This is a genomic window from Enterobacter sp. MGH 16, assembly GCF_000493175.1.
Classification (GTDB): domain Bacteria; phylum Pseudomonadota; class Gammaproteobacteria; order Enterobacterales; family Enterobacteriaceae; genus Enterobacter; species Enterobacter roggenkampii.
Genome location: NZ_KI535695.1, coordinates 1630814 through 1656017, shown reverse-complemented (window position 1 = coordinate 1656017; position 25204 = coordinate 1630814). Strand labels below are relative to the sequence as shown.

General features: G+C 59.0%; 22 protein-coding genes and 1 pseudogene. 7 read left to right on the top strand and 16 right to left on the bottom strand.

Features of this window, described 5'->3' with window-relative positions; genetic code table 11:
- The first annotated feature begins 306 nt into the window (after nt 1–306).
- Both L362_RS14860 and L362_RS14865 read left to right on the top strand, forming a co-directional pair.
- Complete coding sequence (locus tag L362_RS14860) at nt 307–1638, top strand: 2-hydroxycarboxylate transporter family protein (protein ID WP_023344225.1); 1332 nt, start codon at nt 307–309, stop codon at nt 1636–1638.
- A 121-nt stretch (nt 1639–1759) separates the two neighbouring features.
- Complete coding sequence (locus L362_RS14865; protein WP_021240222.1) at nt 1760–2401, top strand: ECs1377 family protein; 642 nt, start codon at nt 1760–1762, stop codon at nt 2399–2401.
- On the opposite strand, the gene L362_RS14870 is transcribed toward L362_RS14865, so the two are convergent.
- Entirely contained in the window at nt 2394–2693 is a 300-nt protein-coding gene (locus tag L362_RS14870; protein ID WP_008501755.1) for an ArsR/SmtB family transcription factor, read from the bottom strand. The genes L362_RS14865 and L362_RS14870 overlap by 8 nt on opposite strands.
- Nucleotides 2694–2853: 160 nt before the next feature.
- On the opposite strand from L362_RS14870, the gene fusA reads away from it, so the two are divergent.
- Nucleotides 2854–4953 carry an elongation factor G gene (fusA, locus tag L362_RS14875; protein ID WP_023344224.1) on the top strand — a complete coding sequence of 700 codons (2100 nt, stop codon included), beginning with the start codon at nt 2854–2856 and terminating at the stop codon, nt 4951–4953.
- A 35-nt stretch (nt 4954–4988) separates the two neighbouring features.
- Here the strand turns inward: fusA and L362_RS14880 are convergent, their stop codons facing one another.
- Entirely contained in the window at nt 4989–5561 is a 573-nt protein-coding gene (locus tag L362_RS14880; protein WP_008501752.1) for a flavin reductase family protein, read from the bottom strand.
- 108 nt (nt 5562–5669) lie between these two features.
- On the opposite strand from L362_RS14880, the gene nhoA reads away from it, so the two are divergent.
- Nucleotides 5670–6515, top strand: coding sequence for an N-hydroxyarylamine O-acetyltransferase (nhoA, locus tag L362_RS14885; protein ID WP_023344223.1), 846 nt, complete (start codon nt 5670–5672; stop codon nt 6513–6515).
- A gap of 46 nt (nt 6516–6561) precedes the next feature.
- Nucleotides 6562–7011: a hypothetical protein gene (locus tag L362_RS14890; RefSeq protein WP_023344222.1), complete on the top strand. Its 450-nt coding sequence runs from the start codon at nt 6562–6564 to the stop codon at nt 7009–7011.
- An 86-nt stretch (nt 7012–7097) separates the two neighbouring features.
- On the opposite strand, the gene narI is transcribed toward L362_RS14890, so the two are convergent.
- The 6 genes from narI to L362_RS14920 form a co-directional block, all read right to left on the bottom strand.
- The gene (gene narI / locus L362_RS14895; protein ID WP_014883923.1) at nt 7098–7778 is read right to left on the bottom strand and encodes a respiratory nitrate reductase subunit gamma; all 681 of its coding nucleotides are present in this window, start codon (nt 7776–7778) and stop codon (nt 7098–7100) included.
- Nucleotides 7775–8470: a nitrate reductase molybdenum cofactor assembly chaperone gene (gene narW / locus L362_RS14900; RefSeq protein ID WP_023344221.1), complete on the bottom strand. Its 696-nt coding sequence runs from the start codon at nt 8468–8470 to the stop codon at nt 7775–7777. Before narW ends, narI begins: the two co-directional genes overlap by 4 nt.
- On the bottom strand, nt 8470–10014 hold the full coding sequence (gene narH / locus L362_RS14905) for a nitrate reductase subunit beta (RefSeq protein ID WP_023344220.1): 1545 nt from the start codon (nt 10012–10014) through the stop codon (nt 8470–8472). Before narH ends, narW begins: the two co-directional genes overlap by 1 nt.
- On the bottom strand, nt 10011–13751 hold the full coding sequence (locus L362_RS14910) for a nitrate reductase subunit alpha (RefSeq protein ID WP_023344219.1): 3741 nt from the start codon (nt 13749–13751) through the stop codon (nt 10011–10013). Before L362_RS14910 ends, narH begins: the two co-directional genes overlap by 4 nt.
- 27 nt (nt 13752–13778) lie before the next feature.
- A complete protein-coding gene (locus L362_RS14915) occupies nt 13779–15167 on the bottom strand; it encodes a NarK family nitrate/nitrite MFS transporter (protein WP_023344218.1) in 1389 nt (462 codons plus the stop codon).
- Nucleotides 15168–15374: 207 nt separating this feature from the next.
- Nucleotides 15375–15950 carry a TetR family transcriptional regulator gene (locus tag L362_RS14920; RefSeq protein ID WP_021240211.1) on the bottom strand — a complete coding sequence of 192 codons (576 nt, stop codon included), beginning with the start codon at nt 15948–15950 and terminating at the stop codon, nt 15375–15377.
- 117 nt (nt 15951–16067) lie between these two features.
- On the opposite strand from L362_RS14920, the gene L362_RS14925 reads away from it, so the two are divergent.
- On the top strand, nt 16068–17555 hold the full coding sequence (locus L362_RS14925) for an MFS transporter (protein ID WP_021240210.1): 1488 nt from the start codon (nt 16068–16070) through the stop codon (nt 17553–17555).
- A gap of 66 nt (nt 17556–17621) precedes the next feature.
- Here the strand turns inward: L362_RS14925 and L362_RS14930 are convergent, their stop codons facing one another.
- The 8 genes and pseudogenes from L362_RS14930 to L362_RS14960 all read right to left on the bottom strand — a co-directional run bounded on the left by L362_RS14930 (nt 17622) and on the right by L362_RS14960 (nt 24072).
- Complete coding sequence (locus L362_RS14930; protein WP_023344217.1) at nt 17622–18848, bottom strand: Zn-dependent hydrolase; 1227 nt, start codon at nt 18846–18848, stop codon at nt 17622–17624.
- Nucleotides 18845–19327: an L-2-amino-thiazoline-4-carboxylic acid hydrolase gene (locus L362_RS14935; protein WP_023344216.1), complete on the bottom strand. Its 483-nt coding sequence runs from the start codon at nt 19325–19327 to the stop codon at nt 18845–18847. Before L362_RS14935 ends, L362_RS14930 begins: the two co-directional genes overlap by 4 nt.
- A gap of 17 nt (nt 19328–19344) precedes the next feature.
- Entirely contained in the window at nt 19345–20502 is a 1158-nt protein-coding gene (locus L362_RS14940) for a branched-chain amino acid ABC transporter substrate-binding protein (RefSeq protein WP_023344215.1), read from the bottom strand.
- A gap of 28 nt (nt 20503–20530) precedes the next feature.
- Entirely contained in the window at nt 20531–21250 is a 720-nt protein-coding gene (locus L362_RS14945) for an ABC transporter ATP-binding protein (RefSeq protein ID WP_023344214.1), read from the bottom strand.
- The gene (locus tag L362_RS25080; RefSeq protein WP_369796354.1) at nt 21243–21368 is read right to left on the bottom strand and encodes an ABC transporter ATP-binding protein C-terminal domain-containing protein; all 126 of its coding nucleotides are present in this window, start codon (nt 21366–21368) and stop codon (nt 21243–21245) included. The genes L362_RS14945 and L362_RS25080 overlap by 8 nt, the downstream gene beginning before the upstream one ends.
- Before the next feature lie 105 nt (nt 21369–21473).
- Nucleotides 21474–21986: pseudogene (locus tag L362_RS14950) on the bottom strand (ABC transporter ATP-binding protein); the annotation flags it as partial.
- Nucleotides 21987–22006: 20 nt separating this feature from the next.
- Nucleotides 22007–23113 (bottom strand): branched-chain amino acid ABC transporter permease, encoded by a 1107-nt coding sequence (locus tag L362_RS14955; RefSeq protein ID WP_023344212.1) that lies wholly within the window; start codon nt 23111–23113, stop codon nt 22007–22009.
- A gap of 8 nt (nt 23114–23121) precedes the next feature.
- The gene (locus tag L362_RS14960) at nt 23122–24072 is read right to left on the bottom strand and encodes a branched-chain amino acid ABC transporter permease (RefSeq protein WP_032637742.1); all 951 of its coding nucleotides are present in this window, start codon (nt 24070–24072) and stop codon (nt 23122–23124) included.
- A gap of 170 nt (nt 24073–24242) precedes the next feature.
- Between L362_RS14960 and L362_RS14965 the strand changes: the two genes are divergently transcribed.
- Nucleotides 24243–25187 carry a LysR substrate-binding domain-containing protein gene (locus L362_RS14965; protein ID WP_023344210.1) on the top strand — a complete coding sequence of 315 codons (945 nt, stop codon included), beginning with the start codon at nt 24243–24245 and terminating at the stop codon, nt 25185–25187.
- The last annotated feature ends 17 nt before the right edge of the window (nt 25188–25204 follow it).

Below are 25204 nucleotides of genomic sequence, written 5' to 3'. Positions count from 1 at the left end.
GCGCTTAGCTAACGGAGCAGGAGTGATAAGGGTCACATTATTTCTGTTTTTATTAATTTCAAAAGAATTGCATTGAATGCCATGAATAACTTTAGTTACATAATAATGAATTAAATTATTTAAAAGGAAAGGGCTGTTGTGTTCACATTTCTCTTCGAAAGCCCATGTTAATTTCACGCTGAGCCTGTTTTTGAGAAAAGGCCACCAAAGTCATTATTTTCTATTTAAGAACATTTATTCGAAACAGGAATAGTTTTCCGCTTATTCCTTTCTCTGTATATCCGAACACAAATTTCAGGTGATTATATGAAAGATAATCCTGTACCGACTTCCGCGCTGTCGACCTCGCGTTTTGCTTTTGGGCTTAACACGACCGAGGTGGGCGCGGTTCCGCTGATGCTGTTCGTCGGGATTGCCGCGATTGTGGCGACGTCCGCCTGGGCAGGGCTGCTGCCAAAAAATATGATAGGCGGACTGGCGGTCATCATGACCCTTGGCTTTGCGTTTGCCAAAGTGGGGCGTCAAATCCCCGTGCTGAAGGACATCGGCGGCCCGGCGATCCTGTGTCTGATGGTGCCTTCCGTGCTGGTCTATTTTGGCGCATTCGGGAAACAAACCCTTGATACGGTGCATCTGCTGATGAAGGAGGCGAATCTGCTCTATTTCGTCATCGCCTGCCTGGTGGTCGGCAGCATTCTGGGGATGAACCGGGTGCTGCTGATCCAGGGCATGATGCGCATGTTTGTTCCGCTGGTGGCGGGGACACTGATGGCCGTGCTGAGCGGGCTTATTGTGGGAACGCTGTTTGGGTATACGCCTTACCACACCTTCTTCTTTATCATTGTCCCTATCATTGGCGGTGGAATTGGCGAGGGGATTTTGCCCCTGTCTCTGGCCTATTCGGCAATCCTGGGGCAGACGCCGGACGTCTACGTGGCGCAGCTGGCTCCCGCTGCGGTCGTCGGAAATATCTTCGCCATTATTTGTGCCGGCTCGCTGGCGCGTCTCGGGACGAAACGTCCTTCGCTTTCGGGAAATGGCATGCTCACGCGGAGTAAAGACGACGCCAGCCTGTTCGCCGGGGCGCCTGGCGCTCAGCAGACGGATTTTCATTTGATGGGCGGCGGATTGCTGATGGTGTGCGCGTTTTTCATCGTCGGAGGCTTGTTTGAAAAACTGGTCCATATTCCCGGCCCGGTGCTGATGATCCTGATTGCCGTCCTGTGTAAATACTTCAGGGTGATCCCGGCCTCAATGGAGCAGGGGGCGCACAGCTGCTATAAATTCGTTTCGGCTGCGCTGGTCTGGCCGCTGATGATCGGCCTCGGGATGCTATACGTGCCGCTCGAAAGCGTGGTGTCGGTCTTCTCGGTGGGCTATGTAGTGGTATGCGGATCGGTGGTGATTGCGATGGCGCTGAGCGGCTACGTGATTGCGTCGCGTCTGAATATGTATCCGGTGGAAGCGGCAATTGTGACCTGCTGCCACAGTGGGCTGGGCGGTACGGGAGATGTGGCCATTCTGTCCGCCTCCAACCGCATGTCGCTCATGCCGTTCGCGCAGATCGCGACGCGTATTGGCGGTGCCTCAACGGTGATTTTCGCCACGCTGCTGATGGGCTGGATTATGGCGCACTGATTCGAATCGGCAGGATACTGAATCGCAACGACATTTACAGCGTGTCGCTGCGGTTCAGTCCTTTATAAAACTCACCGCGCTGTATAGAATTACCGCAGCCACAGCGACGGGATACCACACGATGACCGGAAGAGTTGATTATCAGATTGAAAAATATCTCCTGACCGAAGCTGCCGAACCGGAGCGCCTGACGCGCCAGTGGGCAGAGGTTCTGGAGGAGTGTCGTGAGCAAAAGGCCGGTGCAGAGGAGCGGCTGCGCCTCGCGTTGCTTAATGTGGATTACGTCACCAGCTTCGAGCTGCCCTTCAGGCTGCTTCTCACCCGTGCGCCCCAGTTGATTGATGCCGTCAGAAAAGAGCTTCAGCTCAGTCAGAAAAATGTTCTGTTTAACGGCAAGCGCTTTGGCTGCGTCTACAGCCTTAAACGGGATCTGGACGGCATACCTGACGAGTTTACCTATCACCTGAAGACGCGGATCCAGCGCAGTGACGCCACGGGCGCGACGGAAGCGTCTTACCGGCAAATTGCCCAGCAGGTGAAAGCGCCAAAGGAACGCCTCAAACTGGCGCTGGACAACGGGCTGTCTGTGACCGCGCTCGACGGGCTTTTCTGGTTTGGCATTCAGCGCATCGCGGCTGATGTACAACGGTTACGCAAAACAGGGATGCGGATCGTGACGTCCAACGCCGAGGTGTTCGATACGCTTACCAAAACAACCCGGCAGGTCCCGGTCTATCGCCTGGAAGGGACTGAAATTACTTAACCTGCAGCAGTATCGCCATCAGCCCTGGAAAACGGGTATCCAGATCGTCTCGTCGCAATGAAATCATGTTTTCGCGTCCCTGCGGACGCTGCCAGATGACCCCGCTGTCGCGCAATACGCGCCAGTGATGGGTCATCGTGGACTTCACCACGTCCTCCGGGCGCAGCGCGTTACAGCTCAGTTCGCTGCCGTCGGCGAGCCGGCGAATAATCGATAGCCGGAGCGGGTTGCCGAGGGCAAAGAGCACATTTTCCAGCAGTATTTGTTCAGTTTCAGGGTGGTTAGGGATCATCGTTTTCCTGCGTATGGCGTCAGATTGAGCTATATCAACAATAGGTCAACCCTTAAAAAATAGTTCGATAATACTCGTACAATGGGACTATTATAGCAAACGAACGAATGCACGACCATCCTGGTCGTCACAAACACGTCATACTGACTAAGGAAATATCATGCCCCGACCCATTCCTCTCGAACGTTATCGCAACATCGGTATCTCCGCGCATATCGATGCCGGTAAAACCACCACCACCGAGCGCATCCTGTTTTATACCGGGATGAGCCACAAGCTGGGTGAAGTACACGATGGCGCGGCAACCACTGACTGGATGGCGCAGGAGCAAGAGCGCGGGATCACCATTACCTCCGCGGCGGTTAGCTGCTTCTGGCCAGGCATGGACAGAGGTTATGAGCCGCACCGGATTAACATCATCGACACCCCGGGGCACGTGGATTTCACCATTGAGGTGGAACGTTCCATGCGCGTCCTCGACGGTGCCGTGATGGTATATGACTCCGTGGGCGGCGTGCAGCCGCAGTCGGAAACCGTCTGGCGTCAGGCCAATAAATATCACGTACCGCGTCTGGCCTTCGTCAACAAAATGGACCGTCCGGGTGCCGACTTCTTCCGCGTCGTGCGGATGATGCAGGAACGCCTGAAGGCCAATCCGGTGCCGATTGTCATCCCGGTGGGTGCCGAAGATCATTTCACCGGCGTGGTGGATCTGATCAAGATGCGCACCATTCTGTGGGACGATGCCACTCAGGGCATGGCGTTTACCTATGCGCCAGTACCAGACGATCTGCTCAGTACCGCGCAAGAGTGGCGCGAAAAAATGGTCTCTGCGGCGGCGGAAGCCAGCGATGAACTGATGGACAAGTACCTGGAAACCGGCGACCTGACGGAAGCGGAAATTATTAAAGGGCTGCGTATTCGCACTATCTCGGGCGAGATCCAGCCGATGCTCTGCGGCAGCGCGTTTAAAAACAAAGGGGTGCAGCGCATGCTCGATGCGGTGATTGAGCTGATGCCGTCGCCGCTGGACGTGCCGGCCATTGATGGCGTGGATGAAAAAGGGCAGCACGCAGAGCGTCACCCGAGCGATGATGAGCCGTTCTCGGCGCTGGCGTTCAAGCTGATGAGCGATCCGTACGTCGGGCAGCTAACCTTTATCCGCGTCTACTCTGGCGTGCTGCGTAAAGGCGACGCGGTGTATAACCCGGTGAAAGGGAAGAAAGAGCGCATCGGGCGAATCGTACTGATGCATGCCAACGATCGCCACGAGGTGGACGAACTGCGCGCCGGGGATATCGCGGCCTGCGTGGGGCTGAAAGACGTAACCACCGGCGACACGCTCACCGATCCGAACGCCGTCATTACGCTTGAGCGCATGGAGTTCCCGGACCCGGTGATCTCGCTGGCGATTGAGCCGAAAACCAAAGGCGATCAGGAGAAAATGGGCATCGCGCTGCAGCGTCTGGCGGCGGAAGATCCGTCTTTCCGCCTGCACACTGACGAAGAGTCCGGTCAGACCATTATCTCCGGGATGGGTGAGCTACACCTTGAGATTATTGTCGATCGCATGAAGCGTGAGTTTGGCGTCGAGGCAAATATCGGTCGTCCGCAGGTGACCTACCGTGAAACCCTGCGTAAAACGGTGAAGGACATCGAAGGCAAATTTGTCCGACAGTCCGGCGGTAAAGGGCAGTACGGCCATGTGGTCCTGAGTCTGGAGCCGCTGGAGCCCGGAAGTGGTTTTAAATTTGAAGATGCCACCAAGGGCGGCGTGGTGCCGCGCGAGTATATCCCTTCCGTTGAGAAAGGGCTGCGGGAAGCGATGAACAGCGGCGTGCTGGCGGACTATCCGGTCGTCGATGTTAAAGCGACGCTGACGTTTGGCTCGTATCACGACGTCGACTCCTCGGAGATGGCGTTCCGCATGGCGGCGATCCTCGGCTTTAAAGAGGGCGCCCGCAGGGCGGATCCGGCGATCCTTGAGCCGATCATGCACGTGGAGGTGGAAACACCGGAAGAGTACGCCGGTAACATCATGGGCGATCTCTCTTCCCGCCGCGGCATGGTGCAGGGGATGGCAGAGCAGTACGGAAGCCAGATTATTCGCGCTGACGTGCCGCTGGCGGAGATGTTTGGTTATGCCACGACATTGCGCTCGATGTCCCAGGGACGCGCGACGTATACGATGGAGTTCCATCATTTTGCGGAAGCCCCGCGGAATGTTGCGGATGAGATTATTGCACGGCGTGCGAAGTAGTACGGTCACCCTCTCCCATTAGGGGGAGGGTTTTCTCAATCCAGCGCCTTCACCATCTTCCCGCTCGCCACAAACGTCCCGGCTCCAAGATGATGCAGGGTATTGAGCTTATCCCCGTCAAACTGCCAGCGTCCGGCAATAAACGCCCGTTCATCCGCTGCCGCTGAAACCACTTCACCAAACAGCGTGTCGTATTTCTCTGCCGCGGAGGTCACGGGTAATAACCGGCATTCCATCCACGCCAGGCATTTCTCTTCAATGACCGGCAGACCGAGCTCCGGGCCATTCACGACCGGGATCCCGTAGCAGTTGAATTTGTCCTCGTCGCGCCCGCTGACGCTGCCCACCGCGTAAGTCCAGTTGGCCGCCGCCACGCCGGGAATGACGATGCCAAATTTCCCGCTGCGTTCGATCAGCTCGCGTGACCAGGTACTTTTATCCACGACTATCGCGATGCGCGGCGGTTCAAACTCAACGGGCATGGACCATGCGGCGGCCATAACGTTACGTCTGTCGAGCGTTTCATCACGACTGGTAATCAGTACGGTAGGACCGTGGTTCAGCAGACGGCTGGCATGACGTAATTCAACAGGGCGAAAGTGGCTCATAGGATCTCCTCATCTGTAACGATGAGTATGACGAAAAAGCACGTAAATCAAAGTGAGCGCGTAGAATTAGTTTATAAACACAGCATCACTATCAAAGGAAACTGATATATGTCCCCCTTTCTGACCGCCTATTTCGCCCGCATCGGCTGGAAGCAACCGGCTTCTGCTGATATAGACACCCTGCGCGCACTGCATTTACATCACAACTGCGCGATCCCGTTTGAGAATATCGATGTCGTCCTGCCGCGCGAAATTCATCTCGAAGACCAGTGTCTGGTCGACAAATTGCTGACCGCCCGTCGTGGGGGATACTGCTTTGAGCAAAACGGCCTGTTTGAGCGGGTATTGCGCGAAGTCGGGTTTACCGTGCGCAGCGTGCTGGGGCGCGTGGTATTAGCGAGCCCGCCGCAAATGCCGCCGCGCACGCACCGCCTGCTGCTGGTGGAGCTCAACGGTGAGCGCTGGATTGCCGACGTGGGGTTTGGCGGCCAGACGCTGACGGCGCCGATTCGTTTACTCGCTAACGAGGAGCAGGAAACGCCGCACGGTCTGTATCGTCTGCTGAGCGAGGGCAACGACTGGGTGCTGCAGTTCCGCCACCACGAGCACTGGCAGTCGATGTACCACTTTGACCTGACGACGCAGTATTTCAGCGATTACGTGATGGGAAATTTCTGGTCGGCGCACTGGCCGCAGTCGCATTTCCGCCATCATCTGCTGATGTGCCGCCATCTGCCGGACGGCGGCAAGCTGACGCTGACCAACTTCAACTTTACCCACTGGCAGAACGGTCATGTGGAGGAGCAGATCCATTTGCCGGATGCGGAGGCGCTGTATAAGCTGATGCAGGAGCGGTTTGGCCTGGGCGTTGATGACCCGAAGCACGGCTTTACCCTGGCCGAGCTGACGGCAGTGATGGCGGGATTTGATACGCATCCGCAGGCAGGGAAATAGCCGCCACCCGGCAGGTTAGTTTAAACATCATCAAAGGCATGCTGATATGGAAATCTTGTTGCGGAATAAATTCAGTTCAGTGGGAATGTTACTCGGGGTTATTGCACTGCTTCTCTCATTAGTGCAGTTCACCTTTGGTCCTTTTTCGACAAAATCGACGACCCTTGAAATTGTTGTGGCTGAAAAGGTTTCGGCGGTAAAAAAAGGGATCATTGCTGGCATAAAGGGAGAACAGCCGACCGTTGAGGCAAAAAAGAAAGCGTTCGATATCGACAGCATTCTTATCAATAGCGGAATCATTTTATCCGTTGTGGCATTAGGGCTTGCCTTCACGGCTGGGATGCGCAAAGAGAACAGATGGGGGGTGAGTGGTGCACTGTTTTTTTCCGGGGCCACGCTCGCTTTTCATGCGGCGTTACTGGCTTTTGGTCTGATTGTCACAGTCTTGCTGCTGCTGTTGGTTATTTCAGTCGTCAGCGGAAGTACTTTGTTCTGACATTGCGGCCCGGTGGCGTCTACACCTGACCGGGCCTACGGGCGTGTGAACGTAGGTCGGGTAAGGCGTAGCCGCCACCCGACAAATCAACGGCGCGATCTCACCACCTGATACCGCCGCGTAAAGTACTCAAACGGCGCGCTCCACACGTGCACCAGGCGGGTGAAGGGGAAGATGAGGAAGATCGTCATCCCCAGCACCAGATGCACGCGGAAGATCGGCGCCACGCCGCTCAGCATTTCTGATGAACCGCCCTTAAACGTCACGATCCCCTGCGCCCAGCCCACCAGCTTCATCATCTCGCTTCCGTCAGGATATTGCGCGGAGAAAGGAATGGTCGATAGCCCCAGAATGCACTGTATCAGCAGGATACTCATAATGATGATATCCGGCGTGGTGGAGGTGGCACGCACCCGCTGGTTGAACAAGCGGCGAATCAGCAGCATCGACCCGCCGATCAGCGTCAGCACGCCGCAAATTCCGCCCGCAATCATGGCCAGCTGCTGCTTAACCGCGACGGGTAAAAACCAGGCGTACATCCAGTGCGGGGTTAACATGCCGAACAGGTGCCCGAAGAAGATCCCCAGAATCCCGATATGAAACAGGTTAGAGGCCCAGTTCATCCCGCGCTTGCTGAGCATCTGGCTTGACGAGGCGCGCCAGGTGTACTGTCCGTAGTCGTAGCGCAACCAGCTACCGAGGAAAAACACGGTGGCGCAGATGTACGGATAAATGTCATAGAAAAACACGTTCAGGTAGTGTGTCATTTTGGGCCTCCGGCGCTGACGTCCACGTACTGCGGCGCGACGTCCTGGCTAAAGCGTCGTTGATATTGCTGCATCGGCGAGCTGTCGCACGATGTGGCGTTGTCTTCGATAAACTTCACCTGTTCCTCTTCCCACACGGCGTCCAGCGCCTGACGGGTATCATCCCGTTTTTCACCGGACACCTGTTTCGCCACGCTGTCGCTGGAAAGCCGCGTGCCCGCCAGCGCCAGCAGAGCGTCAAACAGCTGATAGTGCGCCACGCCGCGCTGCTTCAGGCGGCCGCCGATAAGCGCCAGGATCGGTGCGACGTTTTGCAGCCCGTCACGCGCTTCGTCGTCGGTGACGATGCTGAGATATTCCAGGTAGAGCGGCAGATAGTCCGGCAGCTCGCGGCAGTCCAGCTCAAGACCCGCTTTCTCATACTGGCTCATCAGGTCGACCATCGCCTGGCCGCGATCGCGGGACTCGGCGTGAACGTGCTCGAACAGCAGCAGCGACGTCGCGCGACCGCGCTCAAACACCTCACACCATTCGGCCTGTTTATCCAGCAGCGGGGCGCTCAGGTGCTGGCGGGCAAACGGCAGCAGCATGGGCGCGTCCTGCGCAATTAACGAAAGCGCTTCATCACGGTTTTCCCACAGGATCTCATCGGGATACTCGATCAGCAGCGCGATGATTTTGAGGATCTGCATTACTCTCCCTCCCCATGTTCGCGCACCTCGGTGATGTTGATCGCGTCGATGCGGCTGCTGTTGAAGAGGTTGAATTTCGTATCGGAGCCGTGGCAGCCGTCGCCGAAGGTGAAGCCGCAGCCGTTTTTCTCCGGGAAGGCGTCGCGTGCCATTTCGCGGTGGCTGGTCGGGATCACGAAGCGGTCTTCGTAGTTGGCAATCGCCAGATAGCGGTACATCTCCTCAACCTGCGCTTCGGTCAGGCCGACCTCTTCAATGGCGCGGGTATCGGTCACGCCTTCCACGGTCTGGGAACGCTTGTAGTGACGCATTGCCATCATGCGCTTCAGGGCGCGCAGCACCGGGCCGGTATCGCCCGCGCTGAGCATGTTCGCCAGATACTGCACCGGAATGCGCAGGCTTTCGACTGCGGGAAGAACGCCGTCGCTCTGCGGCAGGCCGCCGGCGTCCGCGTAGGACTGAATCGGCGACAGTGGCGGCACGTACCAGACCATCGGCAGGGTGCGGTATTCCGGGTGCAGCGGCAGGGCCAGCTTCCAGTCCATCGCCATTTTGTAGACCGGGGAACGCTGGGCGGCGTCGATGACGTTCTGCGGAATACCCTGCTTCAGCGCTTCCTCAATCACCGCCGGATCGTTCGGGTTGAGGAACACGTCGCACTGGCGCTCGTACAGATCGGTTTCATGCTCGGTGCTGGCCGCCTCTTCAATACGGTCCGCGTCGTACAGCAGCACGCCGAGGTAGCGGATGCGCCCGACGCAGGTTTCCGAGCAGACGGTCGGCTGGCCGGACTCAATGCGCGGGTAGCAGAAGATGCATTTTTCTGACTTGCCGCTCTTCCAGTTGAAGTAGATTTTCTTGTAGGGACAGCCGCTGATGCACAGGCGCCAGCCGCGGCATTTGTCCTGGTCGATCAGCACAATGCCGTCCTCTTCGCGCTTGTAAATCGCGCCGCTCGGGCAGGTGGCGACGCAGCTCGGGTTGAGACAATGCTCGCACAGGCGCGGCAGGTACATCATGAAGGTGTTTTCGAACTGGCCGTACATCTCCTTCTGGATCTTCTGGAAGTTGCGGTCGCGGGCGCGTTTTTCGAACTCGCCCCCCAGCAGCTCCTCCCAGTTGGGGCCCCAGACGATTTTGTCCATCCGCTTGCCGTCAATCAGCGAGCGGGGGCGGGCAGTAGGGAGATGATCCCCCTCCGGGGCGCGGTGCAGTTCCTGATAGTCAAAGGTGAAGGGTTCGTAATAATCGTCAATCTGCGGCAGGACGGGGTTGGCGAAAATCTTCGACAGCACCCCCATTTTGCCGCCGAGGCGTGGGGTCAGCTTGCCGTGAATGCCGCGGATCCAGCCGCCTTGCCACTCCTCCTGATCCTCCCAGTTTTTCGGGTAGCCGATCCCCGGTTTGGTCTCCACGTTGTTGAACCACGCATATTCCATCCCTTCACGCCCGGTCCAGACGTTCTTGCAGGTGACCGAGCAGGTGTGGCAGCCGATGCATTTATCGAGATTCAGAACCATGCCAACCTGTGAGCGTATTTTCATTTTTTCGCCTCCTGGACCTGATCTCGACCTTCGCCGTCCAGCCAGTTAATGTTTTTCATTTTGCGGATCATGATGAACTCGTCGCGGTTGGAGCCGACGGTGCCGTAATAGTTGAAGCTGTACGCCAGCTGGGCGTAGCCGCCGATCATGTGCGTCGGTTTCGGGCAGACGCGGGTGACAGAGTTGTGGATCCCGCCGCGCCGTCCGGTCACCTCGGAACCCGGGATGTTCAGGATGCGCTCCTGAGCGTGGTACATCATGGTCATGCCCGGCGGCACGCGCTGGCTGACCACCGCGCGGGCGGTGAGGGCGCCGTTGGCGTTGAAGGCCTCGATCCAGTCGTTGTCCTCAATGCCCAGCTCGCGCGCGTCGGTTTCGCTGATCCAGACGATGGGGCCGCCGCGCGACAGGGTCTGCATCAGCAGGTTTTCGCTGTAGGTGGAGTGAATGCCCCATTTCTGGTGCGGCGTCAGGAAATTGAGCGCTTTTTCCGGGAAGCCGTTCGGCGGGATCTCGCGCATATGGGTGACGCTGCGGGTGTCAATCGGTGGACGGTAAGCCACCAGACTCTCACCGAAGGCGCGCATCCAGGAATGATCCTGATACAGCTGCTGGCGGCCGGAAAGGGTGCGCCACGGGATCAGCTCGTGAACGTTGGTATAGCCCGCGTTATAGGAGACGTGCTCGCTCTCCAGGCCGGACCAGGTCGGGCTGGAGATGATTTTACGCGGCTGCGCCTGGATATCGCGGAAGCGGATCTTCTCGTCTTCCTTGTTCAGCGCCAGATGGGTGTGATTGCGCCCGGTCAGCTCGCCGAGCGCTTCCCAGGCCTTCACCGCCACCTGGCCGTTGGTTTCCGGCGCGAGGGCGAGGATCACCTCTGAAGCGTCAATGGCAGTTTCAATGCGCGGGCGGCCTTTCGCCGGGCCGTCGAGCTTGACGTAGTTGAGCTTGCCGAGGAAATCGACCTCGCTCTGCGTGTTCCACGATATGCCTTTCCCGCCGTTGCCGAGCGTGTCCATCAGCGGGCCGAGGGCGGTGAAGCGCTCGTAAGTTTCCGGGTAGTTCCGCTCGACGACCGCGATGTTCGGCGCCGTTTTACCGGGGATCAGATCGCATTCCCCTTTGCGCCAGTCCTGAATGTCAAACGGCTGCGACAGCTCCGCGGGGGAGTCGTGCTGTAGCGGCTGTAGCACCACGTCCGTTTCGGTGCCGAGATGCCCGACGCAAACCTCGGAGAAGACGTTGGCGATGCCCTTGTAGATCTCCCAGTCGCTGCGGGACTCCCATGCCGGGTCGACGGCGGCCGAGAGCGGGTGAATAAACGGATGCATGTCCGAGGTATTCATATCGTCTTTTTCATACCAGGTGGCGGTCGGCAGGACGATATCCGAGAACAGGCAGGTGCTGGACATGCGGAAGTCGAGCGTCACCAGCAGGTCGAGCTTGCCCTCAATGGCGGCGGTCTGCCACTCCACTTCCTCAGGCTTCACGTCGTCGGTTGAGCCCAAATCCTCGCCCTGAATCCCGCTCTCGGTGCCGAGCAGGTATTTTAGCATGTACTCGTGGCCTTTCCCGGACGAGCCGAGCAGGTTAGAGCGCCAGACGAACAGGTTGCGCGGATGGTTCTTGCCGTTGTCCGGCTGCTCGCAGGCGAAGCGGATATCGCCCGATTTTAACGCCTGAACGGTGTACTCCTGCGGCGTGATGCCCGCCGCGTCCGCGCGGGCCTTTATGTGCAGCGGGTTGAGGTTGAGCTGCGGCGCCGACGGCAGCCAGCCCATGCGCTCGGCGCGGACGTTGAAATCAATCAGGTGGCCGGTGAACCTCGAGGCGTCCGCCAGCGGGGAGAGCAGCTCCTGCGCGGTCAGCTTCTCGTAGCGCCACTGGCTGGCGTGGTTGTAGAAGAAGGAGGTGCTGTTCATCTGGCGCGGCGGGCGGTTCCAGTCCAGCGCGAAGGCCAGCGGCAGCCAGCCGGTTTGCGGGCGCAGCTTCTCCTGGCCGACATAGTGCGACCAGCCGCCGCCGCTCTGCCCGACGCAGCCGCAGAAGACCAGCATGTTGATCATCCCGCGGTAGTTCATGTCCATGTGGTACCAGTGGTTCACCCCTGCACCGAGAATGATCATCGACCGGCCGTGGGTTTTGTGCGCCGTGTCGGCAAACTCGCGGGCGATTTTTTCAATCAGCCGGGCGGGCACGCCGGTGATCTGCTCGCCCCAGGCGGGGGTATAGGCTTTGACCTGGTCATAGCTCTCTGCGGCGTTGCTGTCCTCCAGACCGCGATCGAGACCGTAGTTCGCCAGCACCAGATCGTAAACGCTGACTACCCGTTTCTCGCTGCCGTCGGCGAGGGTCAGGGTTTTGCTCGGCACGCGGCGCGTCAGTACCGGATCCTGCTTCACGCTGCGGAAATGCGGGTTCTCGTTGCCGCCAAAGTAGGGGAAGGCGACGTCCGCCACGCTGTCGTGGGTGATGAGCAGCGACAGCGTCAGTTCGGTGTCGTGGCCCGCAGCCTGTGGCTCCAGGTTCCATTTGCCTTTTTCTCCCCAGCGAAAGCCGATGGAGCCGTTTGGCACCACCAGGTTTCCGGCTACGTCAAAGGCGACGGTCTTCCATTCAGGGTTATTGGCTTCCCCCAGCCCGTCGACAAGGTCCGAGGCGCGCAGCATACGCCCAGGCACCACGCGACCGTCAGCCTGCTCGTCCAGCAGCACCAGCATCGGCATGTCGGTGTAGCGGCGGCAGTAGTTAAGGAAGTAGTCGCTCGGGTTATCGAGGTGGAACTCTTTGAGGATCACGTGGCCCATCGCCATGGCGAGGGCGCTGTCGGTGCCCTGTTTGGGGGACAGCCACTGGTCGCTCAGCTTCGCGACTTCCGAGAAGTCCGGCGTGATGGCGACGGTTTTGGTGCCCTTGTAGCGCACCTCGGTGAAGAAATGGGCGTCCGGGGTTCGGGTCTGCGGCACGTTCGAGCCCCAGGCGATGATGTAGCTGGAGTTGTACCAGTCGGCGGACTCCGGCACGTCGGTCTGCTCGCCCCAGGTCATCGGCGACGCCGGCGGCAGGTCGCAGTACCAGTCGTAGAAGCTCAGGCAGGTACCGCCCAGCAGGGAAAGATAGCGCGTGCCGGCGGCGTAGGAGACCATCGACATCGCCGGAATAGGGGAAAAACCGGCCACGCGGTCCGGACCATAGTTTTTGATGGTCCAGACGTTGGCGGCGGCAATCAGCTGGTTCAGCTCTTTCCAGTTCGAGCGGATAAACCCGCCTTTACCCCGCGCCTTCCTGTAGCTTTGCGCCTTTTGCGGATCGCTCTGGATGGCATCCCAGGCCAGCACCGGATCGGTATGCTGCGCCAGCGCCTCGCGCCAGAGCTCAATCAGCCTGCGGCGCACCAGCGGGTATTTAAGACGGTTGGCGCTATAGAGATACCACGAGTAGCTTGCGCCACGCGGGCAGCCGCGCGGTTCGTGGTTGGGCAGGTCAGGGCGGGTGCGTGGATAGTCGGTCTGCTGGGTTTCCCAGGTCACCAGGCCGTTTTTAACGTAAATCTTCCAGCTGCAGGAGCCGGTACAGTTCACGCCGTGGGTGGAGCGCACGATCTTGTCGAACTGCCAGCGCTGACGGTAGCCGTCCTCCCAGTCGCGGTTGGTGTTATATACCTGCCCGTGCCCGTTGGCGAAGCTGTCCCCCTTTGTTTTGAAATAACGAAAGCGATCCAACAGTTTGCTCATGACATTTCTCCTGCTTCGGACGTGTAGTTATTCTTGTTTTGCGGATTTGCGGCCATACACCAGCCAGGTAACGAGCACGCAGACGATGTAAAACACGAGGAACACCTTCATGGCGCCGACCGGCGATCCGGTCATCGCCAGCGAGGTGCCAAAGGCTTTGGGAATGAAGAACCCGCCAACGGCGCCGATAGCGGAGATAAAGCCCAGCGCGGCGGCGGTCTCTGTCACCGCTTCGTGCTGCGCCTGCTCGTCCGTGCCGCCCTGTTTTTTGACGCGGTCGAGCGTGATTTGGCGGAAGATAATCGCGATCATCTGGAAGGTCGATCCGCTGCCGAGCCCGGCGGTGAGGAACAGCCCCATAAAGACCAGATAGAACGCGACAAAGCTGCCGGAGCCAGAGCCGGGCAGCGTCAGGAAGATCAGGGCGCTGAAGAGGGCCATAAAAACGAAGTTAATCAGCGTGACCCGCACGCCGCCCAGTTTGTCAGAGATCATCCCGCCCGCCGAACGCGCCAGCGCACCGATTAGAGGGCCAAAGAAGGCGAGGTGCAGAATGTTGACGTCCGGAAACTGGGTTTTTGACAGCATGGCAAAGCCCGCCGAGAAACCGATAAACGAGCCGAAGGTCGCCAGATAGAGCAGGCTCAGCAGCCAGAGATGAAAACGCTTCAGCACCGGGAGCTGGCTGGCGATAGAGGCCTTGGAGCTGGCGATATCGTTCATTCCAAAGAAGGCCGCAAGGGTGGCCAGCAGCAGCAGCGGCGCCCATATCCAGGCCGCATTGGCCAGCCACAGGGTGGAACCGTTATCCTGCGGTACGCCCTCCACGCCCAGGAAGGTAAACATCGGCAGGAAGATCACCAGCGGCGCGACCAGCTGCATCACGCTGACGCCCAGGTTGCCGAGCCCGCCGTTAATACCGAGCGCGCTACCCTGTTTTGCCTTGGGGAAGAAGAAGCTGATGTTGCCCATGCTGGAGGCAAAGTTGGCGCCTGCAAAGCCGCAGAGCAGGGCAATCACGATAAAGATCCAGTAAGGCGTCGCGGTGTTCTGGATGGCCATCCCCAGCCAGACGCAGGGAATGATCAGGATGACGGTACTCAATACCGTCCAGTATCGTCCGCCAAATATGGGCACCATAAACGAATAGGGGACGCGCAATATCGCGCCGGAGAGAGAAGGTAATGCCGTTAGCATAAAAAGTTGATCGGTGGTGAAATTAAATCCGACTTTATTCAGATTGACGGCAATGGCGCTAAATAACATCCAGACGCAAAACGCTAACAGCAAACAGGCGACGGAAATCCACAGGTTTCTTCGCGCGATATGTTTTCCTTTGTTTTCCCAAAATTGCACATTTTCCGGTTTCCAGTTACTTAACAGATGCGGATTACTCTTCTCACTTTGTTGTGACATATCACCCTCTTGCTCGCCAGAATGAAGAGAAAACAAATGAAAACAGTTAGATAGATGTGAGTGTGCTGGTTGGATTATTGGATGTTTTTGGATACAACTGAAAGGATAGATAAAAAAGCGAACCCCTGAGATTCGAAAGGAAATATGGGTTCGCTTAATGTGTTACTAATTGTAAAACTCGCGGTAAATAATACTCCGTTGGGAGTATTAACCCAATTCGAGGGAGATAAGTTTATCGAGATGCTTATTAAACGCCGCATCGTCCATTTCGGGCATATTTAAAATCGTGATCCCATCAAGCCCACAAACCAGCCCGATCAATCGCCAGGCAATATTTTCCGCGCGATCGGTAAGCGTAAAGGCGTTGGCCTCCGCCCCGGCGCGGATAATCGCCACGGTCTCCTGATGCCACATCTCCATAGTCAGGGCGTAAGCCGCGTTGATTTCAGGATCCCGGCTGGCGAGAATTTGAGCTTCCCGCCAGAGGCGAATGTAAGGCTCAAGCCCGCCGTCGTCACTGCCGAGCATGCTGTGCAGCCGTTCCCGCCAGCTGGCGTTTTCACCCACCACGTCGGCATCCAGCAGCTCGCGGATCACGCGCACAAAGGCCAGCGATTTTAGCTCGCCGCCGGAGGCGAAGTGGTGGTGGACCTGTCCGGTCGCGACGCCCGCTTCAGCGGCAATTCGCCGTACCGTCATGGCTGCCAGCCCCTCGGCCAGCGCTACGCGCATCGCGGCCTGCAGGATCGCTTCCCGTCTCTCTTCCTTGCTCAAATATTGCATTTTTTCACTACTCTCAATAGGAATGAAACGAGTGTAACAAAAAGCTGGACACGCGTTCAACTTTGCGTAGGATCGCAATCTGGACATGTGTCCAGGTTTGAGATGAAAAGGAAATTTATGTTTCGTCAGTGGTTAGCGTTAGTGATTATCGTGCTGGTGTATATCCCGGTGGCGATTGACGCGACGGTGCTGCACGTAGCGGCGCCGACATTGAGCATGACGCTGGGCGCCAGCGGCAATGAACTATTGTGGATCATCGATATTTACTCGTTGGTGATGGCGGGAATGGTGCTGCCGATGGGCGCCTTGGGTGACCGCATCGGTTTTAAACGGTTGTTGATGATCGGCAGCACGCTGTTTGGCCTGTCATCGCTGGCGGCAGCGTTTGCCCCCTCAGCAGGGTGGCTGATCGCGGCGCGCGCCTCGCTGGCGATTGGTGCGGCCATGATCATTCCTGCCACTCTGGCGGGGATCCGCACGCTCTTTACCGATGCGAAAGATCGCAACATCGCGCTCGGCGTCTGGGCGGCGGTCGGTTCCGGCGGGGCAGCGTTTGGCCCGCTGATTGGCGGTATGCTGCTGGAGCATTTTTACTGGGGATCGGTGTTTTTGATCAACGTACCGATTGTGCTGGTGGTGGTGTCGCTGGCCGCGCGTTTTGTCCCCCGTCAACAGGGCCGACCGGAGCAGCCGCTGAATATCAGCCATGCCATCATGCTGATTGTGGCGATTTTGCTGCTGGTCTACAGCGCCAAAACCGCGCTTAAGGGCGCTCTGGCGCCGTGGCTGGTGGCGTGTACCCTGCTGACGGGGGCCGTGATGCTGTTTATTTTTGTGCGCATCCAGCTTCGCGCCCGCGTGCCGATGATCGATATGCGCCTGTTCTGTCACCGCATCATTTTAAGCGGCGTGGTAATGGCGATGACAGCGATGATCGCCCTGGTGGGCTTTGAATTGCTGATGGCGCAGGAGCTGCAGTTTGTCCATGGCTTTACGCCGTTCGAGGCGGGCATGTTTATGCTCCCGGTAATGGTGGCCAGCGGGTTCAGCGGACCGATTGCCGGTGTGCTGGTGGGCCGTCTGGGGCTACGCATTGTCGCTGCGGGTGGCATGGGGCTGAGCGCGGTCAGCTTTATCGGCCTGTCGACGCTCGACTTCAGCACGCAGCAGTGGCAGGCGTGGGGGCTGATGGTGCTGCTCGGCTTCAGTGCCGCCAGCGCGCTGCTGGCCTCGACCTCGGCCATTATGGCGGCCGCGCCGAAAGAGAAGGCGGCTGCCGCCGGAGCCATTGAAACCATGTCCTATGAACTGGGGGCCGGGCTGGGGATCGCCATTTTTGGTCTGCTGTTGACCCGCAGCTTCTCGGCGTCGATTGCGCTGCCGCAGGGGCTGCATGCCTCGCTCGTCGATAAAGCCTCGTCATCGATTGGTGAAGCGATGAAGGTGGCGCAGGAACTGACGCCGTCCCTCGCGGAGCCGGTGATTGAGGCGGCGAAAAGTGCGTTTATTACTTCCCACAGCGTGGCGCTGGGGAGTGCGGGCGGAATGCTGCTGTTGCTGGCAGTGGGGATCTGGTTCAGCCTGGCGAAGGTGCCGAAGGGGTAAAACACGCCCGGTGGCGCTGCGCTTACCGGGCCTACGGGCGCGGTTGTCCGAGCCGCGCCACCCGGTTTATTTTTCCTGGGCCGCGGCCAACACGCTGTGCAACAGCACGTTTGCCCCTTTCTCTGACCACTCCGGCAGGATCCTTTCCGCTTCGTTATGGCTGATGCCCTTCACGCAGGGGATAAAAATCATGCTGGCAGGGGCAATTTTGCTGACATAGCAGGCGTCATGTCCCGCGCCGGAGACCATCGGTTTCGCCGAGTAGCCCAGTTCCGCCACGGCCTTCTCCGTGCGGGCCAGACATTCGGCATCAAACGCGATGGGCGTGTAGTCAAAGATGCGCTTAACGGCAGCCGCCACCCCGCGCAGGCTCAGGCTTTCAGCCACCTTATGTAGCGCCGCCTCCATGGCTTCCAGCGCCGTCTGCGCCGGATGGCGAAACTCCACGCTGCAGACCACCCGAGACGGCACGACGTTGCGCGAGTTTGGCGTAACCTGCGCCATACCGATCGTCGCCCGTCCGTCCGGCGCATGCCGATAGCCAATCTCCTCCACCTTCAGCGCCAGCTCCGCGAAGGCGGTTAGCGCGTCGCGGCGGCTGTGCATCGGCGTGGTGCCCGCGTGGGCGGCAAACCCGTCCAGCGTCAGGGTGAACCAGCGCTGGCCCATTGCCGCGCGGACGAGCCCGATATCCAGACCTTCGTCCTCCAGAATCGGGCCCTGCTCGATGTGCAGCTCGTAGCAGGCGTAAACCGGAAACGCGCGGGCAGGGGCTTCACCCCGGTAGCCGATGTTATCCAGGGCTTCACCCACGGTGATGCCATCGTGATCGGCGCGGGCATGGGCGTACGCTTCGCTAAATTGCCCCGTCCAGACCCCTGAAGCGAGCATGGCTGGCGCGAAGCGCGCGCCTTCTTCGTTGGTCCAGTTGACCAGCACAACGTCACGTTCCGTCTCAATGTGATGGTCGTTGAGCGTTCGCAGCAGCTCCAGCCCGGCCAGCACGCCGTAAACCCCGTCGTAGTTCCCCCCCAGCGGCTGCGTATCCACGTGCGAACCGGTCAAGACCGGGGCAAGCTGCGGATTTTTCCCCGCACGACGGATAAACATATTGCCCATGCTGTCGACGGCACAGGTAAAACCGGCGTCCAGCGCCCAGTCGCGAAGCAGATTACGCGCAACGCGATCTTCCTCGCTCAGTGCCAGACGGGTGACGCCACCGGCGGGCGTGCCGCCGATCTGCGCCATCATCTCAAGCGTTGACCACAGCCGTTCGGCGTTGACGCGGATCATGGCTTGTCCTTACTGCAGCGGTAGCGGAAATCACAGCACGCGCCGCCCTGCATAATGGTGGTGGTGCGGGTTAGCTCTACGTCGGGCGCATAGCCCACGATGAATTTTTCATCGCGCGCGCAGGAGAGCAGGTGACCAATTTCACCCAGCCCCATCTCGTGGTACATCTCCGCGTAGCGACAGCGGGTCACGTTGTAGTTGTACTGCTGGTCGTCGGCGTCGATCACCTTCACCTCCAGGGCATTATCTTTCTCCCACAGATACTGCAGGGCGATAAAGCTCTTGATGTTCGCGCCGTTGGGTTCTTTGCTGGCAAACCCTTTGCCAGCATCAATCGCGGCCTGCTCAATGGCCTCACCAATCACCGCCTGGGCGCGGTCTTTCCCTATCTCGCGCACCAGGATTTCATAAATTGGCTTAATAATTTCGGCTTCAATTTTGCGGCGGGCGAGAATGCCCAGCTCGTTATTATCACTCATCACATTGCCTCGCTGCGTTACTTCGCTTTTGCGCCGCCCAGCACGGTCTGCGGCTGCCATTTGCCGTCGACAACCTTATAGACCGTGAACGACGGCGATTTCAGGTTGCCCTCTTTATCAAACGCGATCTGTCCGGTCACGCCGGAATAGCTGATGGCGCGCAGGGCGGGCAGATAGTCGGACGGCTCAACGGAGTCTGCTTTTTCCATCGCCGCCACCAGCACGCGGGTGGCGTCATAGGCGAACGGGGCGTGCAGTTCGATATGGGTGTGGTAGCGGGACTGGTACGCCTGCTCGAACGCTTTACCACCCGGCATCTGGTCAACGGGCAGACCCGGCTCCAGCGCCACAACGCCTTCGCCTTCTTTCTGCGCCAGCTTGAGGAACGTCTGGCTGACGAATCCGCCTGCGCCCATCAGCGTGGCGTTCATGCCCAGCTGTTTGATGCGGCGCGCCAGCGGTGCGGCCTGGCTGTCGACGCCGCCGAAGAAGATCAGATCGGCGTTTTTACTGCGGATGGCGGTCAGTACGGCGCTGAAATCGACCGTTTTGTCATCCACGTACTGACGATCGACAATTTTCACGCCCTGGGCTTCCAGCGATTTAATAAACTGGTCTGCCAGACCCTGTCCAAATGCGGTGCGGTCGTCGATCACCGCAATGCGTTTGGCTTTCAGGGTGTTAACCGCGTACTGACCGGCGAGCTGGCCGCCGTCATCGTCGTGGCCCATCACGCGGAAGCTGGTGTCAAAACCCTGCTGGGTATAGGCATGACCGGTTGCGACCGGCGCCACCTGGGCAATACCCGCATCGTGATATATGCGGGCCGCCGGAATGCTGGTGCCGGTGTTCCAGTGGCCGACCACGCCCGCCACGCCGCTATCCACCAGACGCTGCGCGACGGCTACGGCGGTGCGCGGGTCGGACTGATCGTCTTCGGACTGCAGTTTGAAGGTCACCGCTTTGCCGCCGATGGTCGGGTGCTGCTTGTTGATGTCATCGATAGCCAGCTGCGCGCCGTTCTCCAGATCTTTCCCGATACGGGCAGACGGGCCGGTCAGCGGGCCTGCCAGACCGATGACCACGGTTTCACCGTCAGCGGCCCACGCGGACGTTGAGGCAAAGCTGCCGAGCAGAATAGCGGCGCTGAGCGCGCTGATTTTTACTGTTTTCATTGTATTTCCCTGATGTTGGCTGGTGTGGTTAAACGGGCATTTCGCCCAAATAAATCTGTGCAATCTGGTCGTCGTTGAGCAGCGCTGTCGATTCGCCATGATGAACAATGCTGCCGCTGTCCATCACCCACGCGCTGTCGGTCACCTCCAGCGCGAGCCGGGCGTTTTGTTCGATAAGCAGCAGGGCGACGCCGCGCTCGCGCAGCCCGGCAATAACGGCAAATATGTTCTCGACCATCTTCGGGGCAAGGCCCATTGACGGCTCGTCGAGGATCAGCAGGCGCGGGCGGCTAAGCAGGGCGCGGTTAAGGGCCAGCAGCTGTTGCTCGCCGCCGGACAGCAGACCGGCAAGCTGATGCTGGCGTTCGCCCAGACGCGGGAAGCGCTCGAAAATTTCGTTCATCTCGCGCCTGACGGTGACAGTGTCACGCCTGAGCCAGGCGCCCATCTGCAGGTTTTCCAGCACCGTCATGCGGGAGAAGATCCCGCGGCCCTCCGGGACCATCACCAGCCCGTCGCGAAGCAGGGTCTCCGGGCTCTGTTTGCACACCGCTTTACCGCTGAAGACAATGCTGCCGCTAAAGCTTTCCAGCCCGGTAATGGCGCGCACGGTGGAACTTTTCCCCGCGCCGTTAGCGCCGATCAGCGTAGCCTGTTCGCCCTCGCGCAGGGCAAATGAGACATCGCGTACGGCCTGAATGCCGCCGTAATGCACGTCCAGACGTTCCACCTTCAGTAATTCAGACATGAGCGTTACCTCCAAGCCAGGCGGCGATCACTGCCGGGTCGCGCCGCACGCTTTCCGGCGTGCCGGTGGCGAGCGTTTTGCCGTAATCGAGCACCGTCAGGCGATCGCAGATGCCCATCACCAGCTTGACGTCATGTTCAATCATCAGCAGGGTTTTGCCGTCATCGCGGATGCGGATGAGCAGCTCGCCGAGCGCCACTTTTTCCGCCGCGTTCATCCCGGCGGCGGGTTCGTCCAGCGCCAGCAGCAGCGGATCCGTTGCCAGCGCGCGGGCGATTTCCAGGCGACGCTGATGGCCATAGGCCAGATCGCAGGCTCGATAGTGGGCGAACTGCGCAATGCCGGTATAGTCCAGCCAGTGCCAGGCCAGTTCGCGGGTCTGTTTCTCTTCCTCACGGGCGCGTTTGTGGCGGCTCAGCGCGGCCCACAGGCCGTTACGGGTGCGCACGTGGCGGCCCACCATCACGTTTTCCAGTACCGACATGTCGTTGAAGAGGCGCACGTTCTGAAAGGTGCGCGCAATCCCGGCGACGGTCACTTTCTCTATGTGTTTTGGGAAATAGGGCTTATCCGCTATCGAAAACTCGCCGCTGTCCGCCGGATAAAGGCCGGTGATGAGGTTAAAGCAGGTGGTTTTTCCCGCGCCGTTGGGGCCGATCAGCCCGTAGATCTCGCCTTTGTTCACGGTTAAGGAAACGTCATCTACAGCGGTAAGGCCGCCGAAGCGTTTTGTCATGTTGCGTACGGTTAACAGGCTCATGCCTTCGCCTCCTTGTGGCGTACCGGCCAGATCCCGGACGGGCGCACCAGCATCACCAGCACCAGTGCCAGACCGTAAAACAGCTGGCGCAGCACTTCAGGGTCAATCAGCACCGTACCGAACAGCGCCTGCTGAACTGGCGCTGCCTGGCTGCGCAGCAGTTCCGGCAGGGCGGTAAGCAGTACCGCGCCCAGGATCACGCCCGGAATGTGCCCCATGCCGCCCAGCACCACCATCGCCAGTACGGCAATCGATTCCTGTAACGTGAAGGATTCCGGGGAGACAAAGCCCTGAAACGCGCCGAAAAGCGCACCCGCCACGCCGCCAAAGGAGGCGCCCATCGCAAAGGCGAGCAGCTTATAGTTACGCACGTTGATGCCCATCGCGCGCGCCACATCTTCATCCTCGCGGATGGCGTGCCAGGCGCGACCAATGCGGGAATGCTGCAGGCGCAGGCAGACAAAAATAATCGCCACAATGACCAGCATCAGCAGGTAGTACCACAGCCACAGCGCGGGTATTTTGAAACCAAACCAGTGGTATACGCCGCTGAACTTCAGGCCGAACAGGTTCAGCGTATCCACCCCGGTAATGCCCTTTGCGCCGTTGGTAATGTTTACCGGACGGTCGAGGTTACGCATCAGGATGCGGATAATTTCGCCAAAGCCGAGGGTCACTATCGCCAGGTAGTCCCCGCGCAGCTTGAGCGTAGGAGCACCGAGTAAAATCCCGCAGACTGCCGCGACGAGGGCGGCCAGCGGAATAATGAGCAGATACGAGGTGTGCAACCCGTCCGGGAACCAGACGCCGAGGATCGGAAACACCTCCAGCAGGTGTGGCGAGGCCATCAGTGCCGCGAGGTAGGCGCCGACCGCGTAAAAGGCGATAAAGCCCATGTCCAGCAGGCCGGTATAGCCCACCACAATATTAAGCCCGAGCGCCAGCATGATGTAGAGCAGGGCGAAGTCGATGACGCGCACCCAGTAGTTGCCGCCTAGCTGCGTGGCCACCACGGGCGCAATCAGCAGCGCGAGGCAGAACAGGCTCATGCCTGACCAGAATTTGCGCGTCGTCGCCGGGGTCTGGAGTTGAAGTGTTGTCATGGAATTCCTTACGCCCTGTTCGCCACGCGCTCGCCCAGCAGGCCAGCCGGACGGAAGACCAGCACCAGGATCAGCACCATAAAGGCAAAGACATCCTGATAGTTGCTGCCAAATACGCCGTGGGTCAGTTCACCCAGGTAGCCTGCGCCCAGCGCTTCGATAATGCCGAGCAGGATGCCGCCAATCATGGCGCCCCGAATGTTGCCAATGCCCCCCAGCACGGCGGCGGTAAAGGCTTTTATCCCGGGCAAAAAGCCCATCGAGAAGCTGGCGTTACCGTAATTGCTGGCCATCATCACGCCTGCCAGCGCGGCAAATACGCCGCCAATGGCAAACGTCAGGGTAATAATGGCGTTTGGGTTAACCCCCATCAGCGTGGCCACGCGCGGGTTTTCCGCCACGGCGCGCATGCCGCGCCCCAGACGGGTGTATTCCACCAGCAGCCACAGCCCGGTCATCACCGCCAGCGCAAGGACAACGGTGACGATACCGGTGACGGTGACGATGGCAGGAGGATGCGCTTCGCTGCCTGACGTGACGGCGATAGGGTCCATCGGCAGGATCTGCGGGAACATCAGCGGGTTGCGCGTCCAGATAATCATCGCCACGGTTTGCAGCAGGACCGAAACGCCGATACCCGAGATCAGCGGCGCGAGGCGCGGGGCGTTGCGCAGTCGACGGTAGGCAAAGCGTTCCACGGCCATCGCCAGCAGGGCGCAGACGGCCATGGCAATCATCAGGGCAACGCCGAGCTGCAACAGCTGCGGCATATGCGGAAAAGTGGTATTCAGGGCGTTCATGGCGGAGAGCGTGGTGAGCGCGCCGACCATCAGAATATCGCCGTGAGCAAAGTTAATAATGCGCAAAATGCCATACACCATGGTATAGCCCAGCGCGATCAGCGCGTAGATGCTTCCCAGCATCACACCGTTGATCAGTTGTTGTATGAGTGTATCCAACGTCTGTACCCGCAAAGTGCTCGTTCTGCGGCTACCATCCAATAAATGAATAAAATTGTAAAATACGCATCTATTATTTCTTATGATAAATAGATATTGTTCTATCTTTATGATTTATATAAATATAATGAAGACCTGTTTTTGGGTGAAAAGCCTAAAGAAATCAACATATGAATAAAACAGAACAATTGGTTGGCCTGCCTGCGTATGCAGAAAGTCGCCTTGCAAACGATCCGCCGCTTCGGGCTGTGCGTGCCTTTGAGGCCATCGCCCGGCTGGGCAGCGTCACGCTGGCCGCGCAGGAGCTGGACATTTCTCCGTCGGCCGTCAGCCATCAGCTCAGGGTGCTCGAAGGGTACCTGCAAATGTCGCTGACGGAGCGTCAGGGGCGCAGGCTGGTGCTGAGCCAGCACGGGCGGGAATACTACCGCTCGATCCGTGCGGCGTTTAACGTGCTGCGCCAGGCGACGGAGCACCTGGCGGAGCAGGCGCAAACGCGTCAGGTCACCATCAGCCTGATCCCGCTTTTTGGTATGGGGTGGTTTATCCCGCGCTTGCCTGCGTTTATGCGCGCCAACCCGCAGACCGAGATCAACGTGGTGTATGCCAACCACCGTAACTATCTGAGCGACGCATCGGATATGTCGATTCGTTTTGGCAACGGCCAGTGGGCGGGCTATCAGAGTGAAAAGCTGATTTCCGGACAGATGGTGCCGGTGTGCAGCCGCGCATTTTTGCGCATTCACGGCCATATCGACACGCCTGAGCAACTGCTGCAGATGCCGCTGCTGCACGATGAGGAGCGTACTACGTGGGCGCAGTGGTTTGTACAGCAGGGGGTGAAGCGTCCCGTTCGCCGCAGCGGTCCAATGTTTGAGGACGGTCTGCTGACGCTGGCGGGCGTACAGGCGGGTCTGGGGTGTGCGCTGATGCGGGAGCCGCTGATTGCGCCGTATCTTGAGAGCGGCGAGCTGGTGAAGATCTTTGACCTACCGATTGATGACGGACGCGACTACTACCTCTGCGTGCGCTCAGATTCAGAGATGACCGAGGACGGCAAGCTGCTGCAAAACTGGCTGCGGCGGGCAGCGGGCGGGGAGTCGTCTGGCGGGTAAAAGAGGGCGATAAAAAA